We start from the raw sequence: 15,648 nt of genomic DNA, 5'->3' as shown, positions 1-15,648 counted from the left end.
TTGACGGGCATTTCAGCTGAACAGATCATCCAGTTTCCTGCGGGTTTCATCACTTCTGCTTCCTGCAACCTCGCTGCTGCTTGCCGCCGATGGAGCGAAATACTCGCAGAAATTGGCCGCCTCGCGGTCGGACACCCATTCGGCCTGGGGTTCGCGGCATTTGTTGCTGGCCGACGGGTCGTAGAACGAACAGTTTCTGCAGCAGCGCAGCGGCCGTTCGCATGACGGGCACGTGTCTCCCCTGCCGACCTTTTCTACGATCTCGACAGCGTTTCCGCATCCGTGACACTGCATGTTTACTCCTCCCGTGCCGGGCCGGGTTGTCTCAGATCGATTTTACGCCCATCGCAACGACGTCATCCACCGCCAGGGTCTCGCTGACGTAAAACGGCTCGCCGTACGGCCTGCGGATCAACGACCCGTAGTAGGCGCAGTGTGTCCGGATCAGCTCCGGGAAACTCTGGCCGTTGGGAAACAGCTCTCCCGCCTCGGTCCTGCCCTCGAACTGGCTGGAGTAGCACATGACCGCTTTCATCTTACGCTCGAACTGTTCGGAAATGTCGACCACGAACGAGGGTTTGGCCGTGTGTTCGCTGTAGGCCTGGCAATAGATAATCTTTTCCGGACGTTCGACGCTGCCCTCGCCGGGAATTTTCTTCAATCCGGCCAGGAACGCCGCCGCCCGTCCCATCGACACTGTCACACCGTGGTCCGGGTGCCGCCAGCTTTCGTTATTCGGCAGGATCAGCACACGCGGCCCCAGCCGCCTGATCGCCCGGGCCAGCTTAACCCGGTTTTCGCTGCTGTCTTCCAGGGCGGCGTCGGGCAAGCCCAATGACTCGCGCAGGGCCAGACCCATTATTTCAGCGGCTGCGGCGGCCTCCACGGAGCGCCTGCCGGCGCTGCCCCTGCTGCCGCTCTCCCCCCCCGTCAATTCCAGCGCCCCCACCCTGTAACCTGCATCCGCGCACCGAATCAGCGTCCCTCCGCAAGTCAGCTCTGCATCGTCCGGATGCGCGCTCACCGCCAGCACGTCAAGCCTCTCCTGGCTCAAGTCCCTCTCCCTTTATCGAAAAAATGATTGCTGAATCGCCGTTTTATTCACGCAAAGATCAATGGCGAAAATCGTTTTCAAGCTAAAGTTAAGACATCCGGCCCCGGCGGGCAAGCCCGGAATAAAACCATCAGATGTTTGCAGTTCGTTCTTTTCAGGGGACAAAGGCATTGAATAACAGGGCCTGCCGGACCATTTATGCTTGACATTCTTGGACTGCTTTACTACACTTAGCGGATAAAATATACCATTTAGTCCAGATTGATTTTCTCTCACAATCTGGTAACCATCACACACCTCTCTACGTTGAACTTTTAGCACAGGGCGATTTTGATGGCCAAGCCCCGTTCGCTCAACAACATTCCCGACGAAGAGTTGATGCTCGAGCTGCAGGCCGGCCGCGAGGAAGCCTTCAACGAGATAGTCAACCGGTACAAGGACTACAGCGTGCGTTTCTGTTACCGGTTCGTCAGGGACCTCGAGTTGAGCGAGGATATCTCGCAGGAAGGTTTCATCCGGCTCTACAAGTACAGGCACAAGTATCAGATCACAGCCAAGTTCATCACTCTCTTGAGCAAGATTCTGACAAACCTGTGCCTGGACGAATTCCGCAAGCGGAAAAGCCATCCCAGGGTAGAGCTTGATGCGATGCCGGAAGGCGGGGTGGTCAGGCTGGACGCCCACAGTGTGCTGAGCGACGAGAAAAGCCCGGACCCGGAGCAGGAGGTCTACACCAGGGAATTGGGTGACAAGATCAAGCAGATCCTGAACACTCTCTCCCCGCGTTACCGCACGGTGTTGATTCTCCGCCAGTTCCACGGTTATTCCTATAAGGAAATAGCCGAGATCATGGGGGCCTCGCTGAACGAGGTCAAGATCTGGATCCACAGGGCTCGAAACAAACTCAAACAAAAGTTCAACTCTCAAGTCAAGGCGGTGTGAGATGCAGGACCCTGCCGATAGCCTGATTCAGTTGAGCGCTTACTTGGACGATGAACTGAACGGGCTCGAGGCCGGGCGAACCAGACAGCGGCTGGCTGACTGTCCCCGTCTGCGCGAAGAGTACCGCCGGATCAAAGACCTCTGCGAGCTGCTTACCCGCTGGGATAAAATCGACTGCCGCCAGGTAACCGCCTCCGCCGGGTTTGAAGTTACGCTTACGGAGCGCCTGAGCCTCCTCCGCGCCAGCGAACTGCCCGGCAATGGCAGCATATTTTTCCTGTCCCCCGCTTCCCTCAACTGATTCGAATTCTCCCGGTCAAGATTGAATTCCTTTTAACTCCGATGCAGCTGTTACCGGCCGCGTGTTGTCGGCTTACTGCGTTTTTCTCAGTTGGACCCGCAACTCTCACGGCATTCAAATCTCCCCGGCCAACAATCTACCCCGCCCCGTGTGGATAATACCTAATCCTGTATCTTAATTTTTTTTCATTTCCTCTTGACAATGCTCGTTTTAACCCTATATTCATAAAGTGTGGCAAAAAGTGGGAATTTGTGTCAATAGATTCCTAAGCGCCGCAACTTATTTTTTATTTTGCATCCGGGGTGTTTTCGATGAGGCACTGGGGCCGGATCAGAAACAATCTTGATTCCAAGGGCAGAGTCAGCCTGCCGCCCAAGTTCCGTCCTGATGGCGTGGATACCTACGTGCTCAACCGCGGGCTGGACGGTTGCCTGTACCTCTACACTCCTGAGCAGTACGAGAATACCCTGGAGAAAATCCAGAATCAGCCCGCCAGCAAGAAAAAACGTTTTTTATTGCGCGAATGGACCAAGTTCGCCACCGACGTGCAGCCTGACAAGCAGGGCCGGGTCCTGATTAGCCGGGAGCTGCTGGAGTTGGCTGGCCTGAGCAAGGAAGTGATCTTTCAGGGCGCCAACGACCGGGTGGAAATCTGGGACCCCAAGGCCCAGGAAAACTACACCAGCTCTTTCGAACAGGAACACGGCCTCACCTTCGAGGATATCGCGGAAATATTCGATTAACACCTTGCAAATTTAGAAATTATGCATTTGAGGTGATAATCTACATTAAAAACCCCAGCGGGGCAGACTCCCGGCGACGATGAGCGAGCAGGCGGCCTATCACATACCAGTGATGGTGGAGCAGGTGCTCGAATCGCTGGATGCCGGTTCGGGCGGCAGATTCCTGGACGGGACTCTCGGCGGCGGCGGGCATGCGCGGGCGCTGCTCGAGGCGGCGCCGGAAGACGTGCAGCTTTTCGGACTGGACCGGGACTGCGACGCCGTTAAGCGGGCCGGGAAAAACCTGGCCGGATTCGCCGACAGGGTGACACTGAAACAGGGCAATTTCCGGGACGCCGGGGATCTATATAAAGGACTAAGCCTCGATGGTGTTCTGCTGGATCTGGGAGTGAGTTCCCACCAGCTCGACACACCGGAGCGCGGGTTCTCCTGTGACAGGGACGGCCCGCTGGACATGCGGATGGACGCGGACGACGGCATCACCGCCGCCCGGCTGCTGAACGGGAGCGATGAAGACGAGCTGGCGGAAATCTTCCGTCGCTGGGGCGAAAGCAGATACAGCCGGAGAATCGCCCGCAGAATATTGGAATCCCGCCGGGATAAACCGCTGGAATCCACCGCGGAGTTGGCACGGATAGTTCGCACGGCCGTTCCCCGCCAGGTGGAGCGAAAAAATGTCGTCCAGGTTTTCCAGGCTCTCAGGATCGCGGTCAACGATGAGTTGGGCGCGCTTCGCAGTGGGCTGGAGCAGTTGTTCGATATGCTCGCAGTTAACGGCAGGCTGGTTGTTATCTCCTATCACAGCCTGGAGGACCGGATTGTGAAACGCTTCTTCGCCGAACTTACCGCAGGTTGCGTCTGCCCGCCGGAACTGCCGTTCTGCGCCTGCGGCAAGCTGCCTCGGGCGGTGAAGGTTACCCGCAGACCGGTCCGCCCGGCCAGCACGGAAGTGGAACGAAATTCCCGCAGCCGCTCGGCCCTGCTGCGGGCGGTACGCAGACTGGATAACGGCGAAAGCGCCGGGGAGCGGTTTGAGAATTGAATCCGTACGTTTCCGCATATAAAAGGAAAAGTGTCGAGATTCGTCACGAATCCCGGCGCAATTTCATGTCGGTGGGCGCCATGGTGATGCTGTGCCTGCTGGCCATGTCGTTCCTGCTGGTCTATAAGCATGCCGTCGGCCAGCAGTTACTGATCGACGTTCAGGAGCTGAACTCAGAAAAAAATAATTTGATTACTGAACAGTCCGTTCTGCTGGGACAAAAACAGACCGCTATGTCTCGTTCGCGAATCGTATCCTTTGTCCGCGAACATCTGGACCTGGATTTTCCCAGCCCCGAACGGATTCGATGGATCAGGATCACCGCCCCGGCCCCGGAGGGCCGGCGGACTGGCGAGCGCTAACCCAAGCCCCCTAAGAGGTCTGTTTTGACTCCTCGCATGGCACGCACGCGTCTGTCTCTTGTGTTTTGGTGCCTGGTGCTGCTGGCCGGCCTGATTTCCGGGCATCTGTTCCGGATTCAGGTACTGCAGCGCGAGCATTACCTCGCCGAGGCGGACCGTCAGCACAAGCAGAAAATTATCCTCCGGCCCCGCCGGGGAGATATCCTCGACGTCTCCGGCGAACCGCTTGCCGTCTCTGCCGAGGGGCTGGATGTCTACGCGGTGCCCTCCCGGATCACCGACCGCCGTAAAACAGCTTCCGCCCTCGCCACCCATCTCGACCTGCCCGGCGATAATATCATGAAGAGGATCGGCCGGCAGCGGCCGTTCGTGATGATTCAGCAGAAAGTAAGCCCGCTAAAGGTGCGTGAACTGCGCCGGATGAACCTGCCTGGTATCGGGTTCGTGCCATCCTCCAAGCGCTACTACCCACACCACGCGCTCGCCGCCCAGCTGATCGGCTATGTCGGAGTCGACGAGGTGGGCCTGACCGGGATCGAGTTCGCCCTGGACCAGCAGTTACGCGGCGCGCCGGGCTGGCTGGTGGTGCAGCGTGATGCCCGCGGCAAGCCTTATAACATGCTCGACTACCCGCTGGAACAGCAGTCCAACGGCTGCAGCGTGCGGCTGACTATCGAGGCCGATTTCCAGGAAATTGTCGAGGAAGCCCTGCGCCGCAGTGTCACGACCAGCGGAGCCAAGAACGGCTGCGTAGTGGCTGTCAGGCCCTCCACCGGCGAAATCCTGGCGATGGCCAGCTATCCGAGTATCGATCTGAACGTCACGCGCTCGTTCGGCGATGGCGATTTCCGGAACCTGGCCACCAACCTCCCGTTTGAACCCGGCTCGACTTTCAAGCCGTTCGTCGCCTGCGCCCTGATCAGCGGCGGGCATGTCAGCTTCGACGATTCCGTCTTCTGCGAAAACGGCACCTGGCGTCTCGGCCGGCGGACAATCCGCGATGTCCACCAATACGGCCGCCTGTCGTTCGCCGAGGTCCTCGCCAAATCGAGCAACATCGGCATGGCCAAACTGGTCCAGTCCGCTGGTGACAATGAGCTTTACCGCGCCCTGCGCTCGTTCGGATTCGGCAACTACACCGGCAGTGAGTTCAGCGGCGAGGACCGCGGGCGTCTCCTGCAGCCCGACCGCTGGGACCGTACCACCAAAACCAGTTTGGCGATCGGCTATGGACTGCTGGTCACGCCCCTGCAGATGGCGATGGGCTATGCCGCGCTGGCCAACGGGGGAAAGCTCTACGAGCCGACAGTCATCGCCGCGATAACCGACGAGCACGGCAATGTCTGCCACTCCTCCAAACCCCGCGAAGTCCGCCAGGCTGTAGACCCGGAGATAGCGAAGCTGGTGTGCAGGGCGATGGTGCGGGCGGTTGATAACGGTACCGGCACTACTGCCAAAGTCCACGGCTTTCCCGTGGCCGGCAAGACCGGCACGAGCATGAAAGCCGACCCCGGCACCGGTTATGGAGGAAATGGCTATATCAGTTCGTTTGGCGGCTTCTTCCCAGCCGACGACCCTCAGCTGGCGATTTTTGTCATGATCAACGAGCCGTCTTTCAGCTTCCGTTGGGGAAGCGCAAGCGCGGCGCCCGTGTTCGGAGAGATTATCCGCAACACAATGCTTTCGGCCAGCAGCGTGATCGACCGCTCCAGGCTCGATCTCCCGGACCACCACCTGATGGCCGTCGGCGACAATAACTCCTCAGTCTCGCCCTCCAGCAGCGGAACAGGCTCGGCGCCGCTCTCAAGCGTTCAACCGGACCGGCCGGATCCATCGTCGATGCCCGACGTGCGGGGTATGCCCGTGCGCAAAGCTGTGGCCACGCTGACTTCTCTGGGCTTGAAAGTCAAGGTCGACGGTACCGTCAAGGTTATCTCGCAGGACCTGCCGCCCGCCAGCAGGATCGTGGAAGGCCAGACTATCCTCCTGGTCGCCATGCCCGCGGCGGAGACAGGCGGCAGAAAAACATTTTCGATGGCCGGCGAGCCGGCCAAAGGCTCCGCGGTCAACCCGCAGCGGAAACAGGGGGATGCAAATTGAAAAAAAATACGATCACGATCATGATGGTCAGCAACCGCCACGAACCGCTGACCATCGAAATCTCGATCAAGGAAGTGGTCCTGGCTTTCGTGCTGGTCATCTGCCTGGCCACCGCGGCTGTCTACTCGATGGTTAATTACAACCGGCTGAAAACAGAGCACCAGCAGCTGGCCGGCTCGGCCCGGATACTCCGCGAGCAGCTTGTGCAGCGCGAGGCACGGGTCGATTCCCTGCGCAGTCTTGTCGAGAAACGCCGGGGCGCCGTGCTGGTGATCGGCGCCAACGGCGACACGATGGAAGTTTCGCCCGGCTCGTACTCGAAGCGCATCACGATCGAGGAACTGATGGTCATGCCCGAACAGGACAGCCTGAAAGTGAGCTTCCGGCTGGTGAACAACGGTGAAGACGAAAGCGTGGCCACGGGCTACCTGGTGCTGCTGGCCGAGCACGACAGCGGAATTCTCGATCGCTACGGCACCTATCCTGATTTTCAAGTTCTGCCGGGCAATGCATTGAATTTCACCTCGGGTGACAGTTACGCAATCCGCCGGTTCAAGCTGGTGGAAGTCGCGATACCACTGGAAGACCGACCTGCTAGCTACAGCCGACTGAAAGTACTCGTGTTCGACCATCAGGGCGAACTTCTTCTTTACCAGGACCTCAGACTGAACGTTTGAACGGAGCATGGAACTGACAACGTCCAAGATCATCGCCGCGCTCCCAGGCTGCAACCTGGGCGGCGATACCGCGGAGAGGACATACCGGGGAGTCGCCACCGATACCCGCTCCAACTGCGATGGCCGGTTGTTTGTCGCTCTGCGTGGTGAATCGTTTGACGCCAACGCGTTCCTGGAACAGGCGGCCCAGGCCGGCGCGATGGGCGCGCTTGTCGGACCGTCAGTGAAAAACTATCCCCGGCCGGAGGGACTCCAGTATTTCGAGACCGCCGATACGCTTAAAGCTCTGCAGCACCTCGGCGCCCACCTCCGGCAGCTGGCTTCCGGCCTTCGGGTAATTGCAGTCACCGGCTCCAACGGCAAGAGCACGACCAAGGAAATGATCTCCGCGGTTGTCCGCACGAGCTGGCGGACCCACGCCACCGTCGGCAACTTCAACAACCATGTCGGCGTGCCGCTGACCCTGCTCTCGATGCCGGAGGGTACCGAGCTGCTGGTTGCCGAACTCGGCGCCAACCACCCGGGAGAAATCAGGGAGCTGGCGCGGATGGTCCGGCCGGATATTTCGGTGATCACCAATGTCGCTCCCGCTCACCTCGAGGGCTTCGGCAGCCTGGAAGGCGTGCTGCATTCCAAAACCGAGCTTTTCGAGGAAACCACCCCCGGCGGAACATGTATCTATTGCGGAGACGATAAGCTGCTCAGCGATTACGTTCCCGGCAGGTTCGAGCGGACAGTCACCTTCGGGCTGGAACCGGGCAACGATATCGCGGCGGCGGCTCTCGAACTGGACGACAGCGGCGCGCCATCTTTCACGCTCGCCGACGGCCCCCGGATCGAACTCGCCCTTCCCGGCCGTTACAACGTGCTCAACGCCCTTGCCGCCGTGGCGGCAGGCAGGGCACTCGGCCTGGACGACCTGAAAATCAAAGAGGGTCTTGAGGCGGTACGGCCGATGGAGATGCGCGGAACGCTGCGGCGGATCGGCCGCTGGACCGTGCTGGACGATTCATACAACGCCAATCCCCTCTCGATGGCCGAGGCGCTGAATACCCTGATGGCTTTGCGCCATGACGGTCCCAGGGTGGCGGTGTTGGGACAGATGCTGGAGCTGGGACCCGCCGCCCGCCGGCTTCACGAGCAGCTTGCCGCCGATGCCGCCGCCCGCGGACTGGACATGGCCGTGATGGTCGGCGAGTACGCCGGAGATATGAAAAATGCCTGGATGGATGCCGGCGGCGAGGCGGCAAAAATTTTTACCGCCTCGGACGCGGATGAAGCCTGGGCGATTCTAAATAAAAACCTCGGCGGCGGCGAGCTGCTGCTGGTCAAGGCCAGTCGCAGGATTCGGCTGGAAAGGGTTATCGAGCAAATGACGGAGTCGGAGGGAGCGTGAACGAGCGGGCGATGTCTGTCGAACTTGTCCCCCACCCCACTCCCGGCCCGCTGGTGGAGGCCACGGCCACGGTAACGGTTTTCGGAGCCGGACGCAGCGGGATCGCCGCAGCGGAACTGCTGCTCGACCGCGGATACAGGGTCCGCCTGACCGACAGCACTTCCAGCGCGGAACTCGAAAAAAACTGCCGTCCCCTGGCCGCTCGCGGCGCGACGATCAGTCTGGGCGAGCAGACAGCGGCTTTTGCAGCGGGCAGTGATTTCATCGTTCTCAGCCCGGGTATCGACGAGCGCGGAGAACTGTTCGCCAGCCCGGAGCTGGATGGCGTCCCGGTTTTCGGCGAAATCGAAATCGCCTACTGGTATTCTCCGCTGCCGATCCTGGCCGTGACAGGCACGAACGGCAAATCAACCACTGTCAGCCTGCTGGGGCTGATGCTGGCCGAGGCGGGAATTAAAAACACCTTGGCCGGTAATATCGGACTGGCGCTCTGCAATGCGGTGCGAAACCTGAAGGACGAGGCAGTACTGGTGGCGGAAATCAGCAGCTTTCAGCTCCACACTACCGAAAGTTTCCACCCCCGGATGGCAGTGCTGCTCAATCTCTCGCCCGACCACCTGGAGCGTTACGACACTCTGGAGCACTATTACCGGATGAAATTCCGCATATTCGAACGGATGGGCGGCGGCGACCTGGCGGTGCTCAATGCCGGCGACAGGGAAATCGGGGCCAGAGCGGAGCTTGCCGGCGAGGTTCCCGCAGCCCGGTTCAGTCTGTCTCGTCACACGGGCAGCCTGGCTTTTGTCGAGGATGGGGCGGTGCGGCTGCGCGCACCCGAGGGAGGAAGCGTGGAAGTGGTTTCACTGGATTGTATCCGGCTGCGCGGAACGCACAACCTGGAGAATGTCCTGGCCGCAACCGCCGCGGCGGCGGCCTGCGGGGCCGATGAGGCCTCGATTGGCCGGGCGATTACCGGATTCGGCGGCCTGCCTCATCGTCTGGAACCGGTTGATGATCTCGACGGGATCGCCTATTTCAATGACTCCAAAGCCACCACGGTCGATTCGGTGCTGCGGGCCGTCCAGAGTTTCCCGGGGCCGCTGGTGCTGATCATGGGCGGCCGCCACAAGGGCTCGTCATTCGCACCGCTGGCCGGGGAGCTGGGATCGAAAGCACGGGCTGTGATCGCAATCGGCGAGGCGGCCGGGATTATCGGCCGGGACCTGGGCGATGCGGTTGCGGTTACCGGCGCGGGCAGCCTCGAAGATGCGCTAATCAAGGCAAGGAAACAGGCGGAGGCGGGCGACGTGGTTCTGCTGTCGCCCGGTTGTTCGAGTTTCGACATGTTCGCCAGCTACGAGGAACGCGGCGACGAGTTCAAACGGATCGTAACGGAGATGGCGCGACATGGCAGGTAAAAACGTACAGGCGGACACCTCCAGGCAGGGCGGCAGGCTGATGGTTATCTCGGTGGTGATGGCCCTGGCCGGGATCATCGTGATCCTCAGCGCCACCAATATCTCCGCCCGTAGCGAGAGCCTGAGCAGTTTCGCCTATCTGGAGAAACAGGCGCTCCGCGCCGCGATCGGGATCGTGGTCATGCTGGTCGCCTCCCGGATCGACTACCACCGGATGCGGGCTGTCAGTTTCCTGGCTCTGCTGGTTACCGCCGCCCTGCTGCTGATCTGCCTGTTACCGGGCACCTACAAGCTGGCTCCCGTGATCGGCGGGGCGCGGCGCTGGATTCATCTAGGGCCGCTAAACTTCCAGCCCTCAGAGCTGGCGAAGTTTTTCCTGGTCTGCTGGGCGGCGGGCTATCTGGTGCGCAAGCGCGAAAATATCCGCAGTTTCCGCGGCGGCTTCATGCCGTTCCTGATTTTTATCGGGATTTTCTTCCTGCTGGTGGTCAAACAGCCGGACCTCAGCATGGCCGCCGTGCTGCTGATAATGGTGTTCACTGTCGGATTTATCGGCGGGATCAAACCGGCGCACATCCTGCTGATCGGGCTGATGGTGACGCCGCTGGTGACCTATAAGTACGTGATGAAGGTCGGTTACCGCAGCGAGCGGCTGAGCAGCTTTCTGGAAAGCGGCGTTGACAAATCCGGGATCGGCTACCAGGCCTACCAGAGCCGGATCGCGCTGGGATCGGGCGGAATATCCGGACTGGGGCTGGGCCAGAGCCGCCAGAAATTTTTCTATCTGCCGGCCGCCCATACGGACTTCATCTTCTCGATTATCGGCGAGGAAATCGGGTTCCTGGGCACGATGGCCGTGCTGGCGGCGTTCCTGGCGTTGTGCATCACCGGGGTAAAAGTTGCGCGCGGGTCGCCGGATTATTACGGGTTCCTGCTCGCCAGCGGCCTGACGATGATGATATTCTGCTCTGCGCTGCTGCACATGGCGGTTGTCAGCGGGCTTACTCCCACCACGGGCCTGCCCCTGCCGTTTTTCAGCTACGGCGGCACGAACCTGGTTACCACCCTGTGGAGCATCGGGATCATTATCAATATCAGCCGTGCCGGAGCGCGGGGAGCCCACAGTGGCAAGGTATGACATGTACCGCTCGGTGAAGCGGATCCACATGGTCGGAATCGGCGGCAGCGGGATGTGCGGGATCGCCGAAATCCTGCTGGATGAAGGCTATGCGGTCAGCGGCAGCGACCTGAACGCCAACGCGACCACCGACCGGCTGAAACAGCTGGGGGCCGAAGTCTCGGTGGGTCACGCCGCGGAGAATATCAACGGAGCCGACGTGGTCGTGATCAGTTCGGCGGTGAGCGATGACAACGTGGAAGTGGCCGGTGCCCGCAGCGCCCAGGTACCCGTAATCCGGCGGGCGGAGATGCTTGCCGAGCTGATGCGGACCAAATACGGGGTGGCAATCTCCGGGACCCACGGCAAAACCACCACCACTTCGATGGTGGGGATCGTGCTGGAAGAAGCGGGGCTCGATCCCACGGTGATTGTCGGGGGCAGGCTGAAAGCCCTGGGCGGCCATGCGCGACGCGGAGCAAGCGAGCTGTTCGTGGCCGAGGCCGATGAGTTCGACCGCAGCTTCCTGCGCCTGACCCCGTCGATTGCGGTCGTGACCAATATCGACACCGATCATCTCGACTGTTACGGGAGCCTGGAAGGGATCATGGACGCGTTTACCGAGTTTGTCAACCGGGTGCCGTTCTACGGCACGGTTATCGCCTGCATGGACGATCCCAACCTGGTATCGGTGTTTCCCAGGATCGAGCGGAGACTGCTCACCTACGGCGAGAGCGCCCAGGCCGACATTCAGCTCCGTGATCTCAGTTTCGGCGACGGCGGTACGGTGAGCGCTGTTTATCGCGACGGGGAACTGCTGGGAGAGTTGACTTTGAGCGTGCCGGGAACCCACAACGCGCTCAACGCGCTGGCCGCGGTCGCGGTCGGCCTTGAACTGGGGGTCGAATTCGCCGGGACCGCCGAAGCGCTGGGGCGGTTCAAGGGCGTTCACCGACGAGGGGAAATCAAGGGCGAGGCCGGCGGCAGGCTGGTGGTCGACGATTTCGCGCACCACCCTACCGAGATCAGGGCGATTCTCGACGCTCTCCGGCACGGTTGGTCGCGGCCTGTCACGGTTGTTTTTCAGCCGCACCTTTACTCGCGCACCCGTGATCTGGCCGCCGAGTTCGGCGGCAGCTTCATGCAGTCCGATACGCTGGTGGTGACCGAAGTTTACGGTTCCCGCGAAACCCCGCTGCCGGGGGTTACCGGGGAACTGGTGGCCGAGGCGGCTCGCGAACACGGCCACCGTAACGTGCACTACTTCGCCGACAAGTCCGACCTGGCCCGACACCTGGCCGGGATGACCTCGCCCGGCGATCTGGTCGTAACCCTGGGAGCCGGAGATATCTACAAGGTTGGAGAACAGCTCCTGGAACTGCTGGCGCGGGAGGGGGAGCAGTGAGCGACTCTCCTGTTGCCGGGCTGCGCAAAGCCGTGGAGGGCATCAGTGGGCTGAAACTGGAGTTGAACTACCCGTTGAGCCGCCTGACTTCGGTGGGAACGGGCGGAACTGCGAAAGCATACGTGGCCGTGGAAAAAGTCAGCGCGCTCAAGCAGCTGATGAGCGTGATCGAGCAGCCGTATTGCGTGATGGGCAGCGGGACAAACCTGCTGCTCTCGGACCGGCCGTTCGATGGGACTATCGTCAGGCTGGGCAGCGCGTTCCGCCGTATCCGCCGGGCGGGAGACAGGCTAACCGCGGGGGCCGGGGCTACTCTGGAGCGGCTGGTGGACCTGGCGATCGGTGAAGGTTTTCCGGGATTCGAGGAGCTGGCCGGCGTACCCGGATCGGTGGGCGGCGCAGCCGCGATGAACGCGGGCACGCACCTGGTGGAGATTGGAGAGCTGGTGGAGAAGCTCGTGATGGTGGATGCCGCGGGCCGGCGCAGGATATTTCGTAACGATCAGCTCGTGCACAGCTACCGCCGCAGCCTGGCGCCTGTCCCTGGTGTTATTACGGCCCTGAGTTTCTCTCAGGCCGTGGGCGGCAACCCTGAAATTCAGCGAGCGCGCGCAAACGAGCTGACCGAGGGACGCCGGATCAAGCATCCGTGGCGGGCGAAAACGTTCGGCTCCACCTTTAAAAACCCGCCCGGACAGATCGCCGCCAGGCTGATCGACAGCGCGGGACTGAAAGGCACGGTCGCGGGTGGAGCGCGGGTAAGCCCGGTACACGCGAACTTTATCGAGAACCACGACAACGCCGCCAGCAGCGATATCCTGGCGCTGATCAAGCTGGTCAGGAGCCGGGTCAAACAGGCAACGGGCGTAACGCTCGAACCCGAAGTCCGGTTGGTCGGATTTTCGGCGCAGGAACTCGGCGAACTGGCTCCTTACGCGGTTAGTCTGACCGCATAACGATAACAACCTGAACCGTACCACGAGGAATTCCATGGCCAGAGTAAAACGGACAAACCCCTCGCGCAGAAAGAGTCCCTCGCGCCGCAAACGCCGCCGGAGCGGAGGGATCAAGGTCCTGATGTTCCTGCTGCTGCTCGTAACCAGCAGCTACGCGGCCTATCAGCTCGACGTTGGCGGATATTTCACGATCAAGCAGGTCGAAACCTCGGAAACAGTCTACGTGGAAGCCGCGGAACTCGATTCGCTGTGCGAGGCCCTGTTCGTGGGACGAAGCATTTTCTCCGACCTGGGGCCCTCGAAAGACGCGCTTACCAGCGGACCACTGATCCGAAAAGTCCGCTGCCTGCGCCGTTTTCCCGACCGCCTGAGAGTGCAGGTTGTGGAACGCCGGCCGGTTGCCCTGGCCAACGTCGGCGAAATCCTGCCGGTTGATGACGAGGGCTACGTCCTGCCGCTCGATATCAACCGCCATCGCCTTGAACTGCCGGTCATAACTCCTTCCTCCGCCGGAGCTGTCAGTATCGAGGAGAACACCGGCAGGATGAAACTGGACAAGCAGGGCCGCCGGCTCGTGCAGGCCGTTCTGTGTTTCAAGGACATGGCCCCCGAACTGCTGCCCCGGATCAGCGAATTCGCAATCGGCGAGCAGGGCAAGATCACGCTGATCACGATGGAGGAGGGCCTGCGGGTAGTGATGGGCAAATGGGTGGAACCGAAGAACATTGAGTACCTTCGCTGGATGTTCGACGAGCTGGACGGGCGCGATGACGTCCCCTCGCTGGTGGACCTCAGTTTCAAGGGCCAGATTATCGTCAAAAACAACTGATAACTCCGTACCGGCATTGCTCGCAAGCCGGGCGAAAGGTACAGCCAAAGCGAATCCAAAATTCATCTGCGGGAAAGCCGGGGCATGGTAACAGGCCCGGAGCTTTCACGGATTCATGCATTTATCCCTGTCAGGGAGGCCAGATGGCGAAAGACAATGTAATTGTCGGGTTGGACATAGGCACTACCAAAATCTGTGCCATAATCGCCGAGCGCACGGAGGAAAACGAGATCAAGGTTGTCGGCGTCGGCACCACCAAGAGCGACGGCCTCAGGCGGGGCGTAGTGGTCAATATCGAGAAAACCGTGCAATCGATCACCAGGGCTGTCGAGGATGCCGAACTGATGGCCGGAGTGGAAGTCAAGGGCGTCTACGCCGGGATCGCCGGCGACCATATCCGCGCGATCAACAGCAGGGGCATAATCGCGGTCAGCAGGGAAAACACTGATATCACCAAGGATGACGTCCGCCGGGTGATCGAGGCGGCCCAGGCGGCCCATATCCCGATGGAGCGCGAGGTGATCCACGTGATCCCCCAGGAGTTCATTGTCGACGACCAGCGCGGAATCCGCGACCCTGTCGGCATGAGCGGCATCAGGCTGGAAGCCGAGGTGCATATCGTCACCGGCGCGGTAGCCAGCGCCCAGAACATCGTCAAAAGTATCCACCGCGCCGGTTTCGAGGTCTACGATCTCGTGCTGGAGCCGCTGGCCAGCAGCTACTCGGCCCTGACCGAGGACGAGAAGGACCTGGGCGTCTCGATATTCGACATCGGCGGCGGAACCACTGATATCGCGTTTTTCAGCCGGGGCAGCATCCGTCATACCAGCGTCCTCGGCCTGGCGGGCGACAACCTGACCAACGATATCGCGATCGGTCTTCGCACACCGGCCCACCGGGCGCGCGAGATCAAGGAAAAGTTCGGCAGCGCCCTCAGTTCACAGGTAGACAGCACGGAGATGATCGAGGTGCCCAGCGCGGCCGGCCAGTCGGACCGTCAGGTGGGCCGCCAGCTGCTGGCATCAATTATCCAGCCCCGGGTCGAGGAAATCCTCAACCTCGCTTTCCGCGAGATCGAGGAGTTCAGCGACCTGATAGCCGCCGGGATAGTCCTGACCGGCGGCACCAGCGGGCTGGCGGGAATAGTCGAGCTGGCCGAGGATCTCACCAAGCTGCCGGTGCGCGTGGGCAAACCGATGGGCGTTACGGGTCTGGTGAACATGATCGACCATCCCAAGTTCGCCACCGGAGTGGGGCTGGTGATGTACGGAGCGGAGCAGGATCAGTCCCAGGCCAGGTTCCATGG

The 15,648-nt window shown here is 60.9% G+C and carries 15 protein-coding genes and 1 pseudogene (1 of these 16 running past the window's edge); 14 read left to right on the top strand and 2 right to left on the bottom strand.

The window, feature by feature from the left end:
- Positions 1–12: 12 nt before the first annotated feature.
- Together FVQ81_00185 and bshB1 are read right to left on the bottom strand one after the other, a co-directional pair.
- Positions 13–294 carry a hypothetical protein gene (locus FVQ81_00185; protein MBW7994993.1) on the bottom strand — a complete coding sequence of 94 codons (282 nt, stop codon included), beginning with the start codon at positions 292–294 and terminating at the stop codon, positions 13–15.
- A gap of 31 nt (positions 295–325) precedes the next feature.
- Positions 326–1,054: a bacillithiol biosynthesis deacetylase BshB1 gene (gene bshB1, locus FVQ81_00180; protein MBW7994992.1), complete on the bottom strand. Its 729-nt coding sequence runs from the start codon at positions 1,052–1,054 to the stop codon at positions 326–328.
- Positions 1,055–1,387: 333 nt separating this feature from the next.
- On the opposite strand from bshB1, the gene FVQ81_00175 reads away from it, so the two are divergent.
- From FVQ81_00175 to ftsA, 14 genes and pseudogenes are all read left to right on the top strand, one after another.
- A complete protein-coding gene (locus FVQ81_00175; GenBank protein ID MBW7994991.1) occupies positions 1,388–1,996 on the top strand; it encodes an RNA polymerase sigma factor in 609 nt (202 codons plus the stop codon).
- 1 nt (position 1,997) lies between these two features.
- Positions 1,998–2,297 carry a hypothetical protein gene (locus tag FVQ81_00170; protein ID MBW7994990.1) on the top strand — a complete coding sequence of 100 codons (300 nt, stop codon included), beginning with the start codon at positions 1,998–2,000 and terminating at the stop codon, positions 2,295–2,297.
- Between the two features lie 311 nt (positions 2,298–2,608).
- On the top strand, positions 2,609–3,040 hold the full coding sequence (locus tag FVQ81_00165; GenBank protein MBW7994989.1) for a division/cell wall cluster transcriptional repressor MraZ: 432 nt from the start codon (positions 2,609–2,611) through the stop codon (positions 3,038–3,040).
- A gap of 79 nt (positions 3,041–3,119) precedes the next feature.
- Positions 3,120–4,082, top strand: a complete 963-nt coding sequence (rsmH, locus tag FVQ81_00160) for a 16S rRNA (cytosine(1402)-N(4))-methyltransferase RsmH (protein MBW7994988.1) — start codon at positions 3,120–3,122, stop codon at positions 4,080–4,082.
- A complete protein-coding gene (locus FVQ81_00155) occupies positions 4,079–4,444 on the top strand; it encodes a hypothetical protein (GenBank protein ID MBW7994987.1) in 366 nt (121 codons plus the stop codon). The genes rsmH and FVQ81_00155 overlap by 4 nt, the downstream gene beginning before the upstream one ends.
- A 36-nt stretch (positions 4,445–4,480) precedes the next feature.
- Positions 4,481–6,544, top strand: a complete 2,064-nt coding sequence (locus FVQ81_00150) for a transpeptidase family protein (protein ID MBW7994986.1) — start codon at positions 4,481–4,483, stop codon at positions 6,542–6,544.
- A complete protein-coding gene (locus FVQ81_00145; GenBank protein ID MBW7994985.1) occupies positions 6,541–7,221 on the top strand; it encodes a hypothetical protein in 681 nt (226 codons plus the stop codon). The genes FVQ81_00150 and FVQ81_00145 overlap by 4 nt, the downstream gene beginning before the upstream one ends.
- Before the next feature lie 7 nt (positions 7,222–7,228).
- On the top strand, positions 7,229–8,617 hold the full coding sequence (locus FVQ81_00140; GenBank protein MBW7994984.1) for a UDP-N-acetylmuramoyl-tripeptide--D-alanyl-D-alanine ligase: 1,389 nt from the start codon (positions 7,229–7,231) through the stop codon (positions 8,615–8,617).
- Positions 8,618–8,628: 11 nt separating this feature from the next.
- Positions 8,629–10,035, top strand: coding sequence for a UDP-N-acetylmuramoyl-L-alanine--D-glutamate ligase (gene murD, locus FVQ81_00135; GenBank protein ID MBW7994983.1), 1,407 nt, complete (start codon positions 8,629–8,631; stop codon positions 10,033–10,035).
- The gene (gene ftsW / locus FVQ81_00130) at positions 10,025–11,173 is read left to right on the top strand and encodes a putative lipid II flippase FtsW (protein ID MBW7994982.1); all 1,149 of its coding nucleotides are present in this window, start codon (positions 10,025–10,027) and stop codon (positions 11,171–11,173) included. The genes murD and ftsW overlap by 11 nt, the downstream gene beginning before the upstream one ends.
- A gap of 1 nt (position 11,174) precedes the next feature.
- On the top strand, positions 11,175–12,557 hold the full coding sequence (locus FVQ81_00125) for a UDP-N-acetylmuramate--L-alanine ligase (protein MBW7994981.1): 1,383 nt from the start codon (positions 11,175–11,177) through the stop codon (positions 12,555–12,557).
- On the top strand, positions 12,554–13,513 hold the full coding sequence (gene murB / locus FVQ81_00120; protein MBW7994980.1) for a UDP-N-acetylmuramate dehydrogenase: 960 nt from the start codon (positions 12,554–12,556) through the stop codon (positions 13,511–13,513). Before FVQ81_00125 ends, murB begins: the two co-directional genes overlap by 4 nt.
- Positions 13,514–13,547: 34 nt before the next feature.
- Positions 13,548–14,342, top strand: coding sequence for an FtsQ-type POTRA domain-containing protein (locus FVQ81_00115; GenBank protein MBW7994979.1), 795 nt, complete (start codon positions 13,548–13,550; stop codon positions 14,340–14,342).
- Between the two features lie 143 nt (positions 14,343–14,485).
- Positions 14,486–15,648, top strand: a pseudogene (ftsA, locus tag FVQ81_00110) (cell division protein FtsA); it runs 75 nt beyond the window's last position.

The sequence above is a fragment of the Candidatus Glassbacteria bacterium genome (genome assembly GCA_019456185.1).
Taxonomy (GTDB): Bacteria; Gemmatimonadota; Glassbacteria; order GWA2-58-10; family GWA2-58-10; genus JAJRTS01.
Note: the sequence above shows the minus strand (reverse complement) of the source record. Positions and strands in the feature narration are given on the sequence as shown.

Excerpts from the sequence above, each read along its gene's own strand:
- FVQ81_00185 (MBW7994993.1), bottom strand. The coding sequence starts at position 294 with ATGCAGTGTCACGGATGCGGAAACGCTGTCGAGATCGTAGAAAAGGTC.
- FVQ81_00175 (MBW7994991.1), top strand. The coding sequence starts at position 1,388 with ATGGCCAAGCCCCGTTCGCTCAACAACATTCCCGACGAAGAGTTGATG.
- FVQ81_00170 (MBW7994990.1), top strand. The coding sequence starts at position 1,998 with ATGCAGGACCCTGCCGATAGCCTGATTCAGTTGAGCGCTTACTTGGAC.
- FVQ81_00165 (MBW7994989.1), top strand. The coding sequence starts at position 2,609 with ATGAGGCACTGGGGCCGGATCAGAAACAATCTTGATTCCAAGGGCAGA.
- rsmH (MBW7994988.1), top strand. The coding sequence starts at position 3,120 with ATGAGCGAGCAGGCGGCCTATCACATACCAGTGATGGTGGAGCAGGTG.
- FVQ81_00150 (MBW7994986.1), top strand. The coding sequence starts at position 4,481 with ATGGCACGCACGCGTCTGTCTCTTGTGTTTTGGTGCCTGGTGCTGCTG.
- FVQ81_00140 (MBW7994984.1), top strand. The coding sequence starts at position 7,229 with ATGGAACTGACAACGTCCAAGATCATCGCCGCGCTCCCAGGCTGCAAC.
- murD (MBW7994983.1), top strand. The coding sequence starts at position 8,629 with ATGTCTGTCGAACTTGTCCCCCACCCCACTCCCGGCCCGCTGGTGGAG.
- ftsW (MBW7994982.1), top strand. The coding sequence starts at position 10,025 with ATGGCAGGTAAAAACGTACAGGCGGACACCTCCAGGCAGGGCGGCAGG.
- FVQ81_00125 (MBW7994981.1), top strand. The coding sequence starts at position 11,175 with ATGTACCGCTCGGTGAAGCGGATCCACATGGTCGGAATCGGCGGCAGC.
- FVQ81_00115 (MBW7994979.1), top strand. The coding sequence starts at position 13,548 with ATGGCCAGAGTAAAACGGACAAACCCCTCGCGCAGAAAGAGTCCCTCG.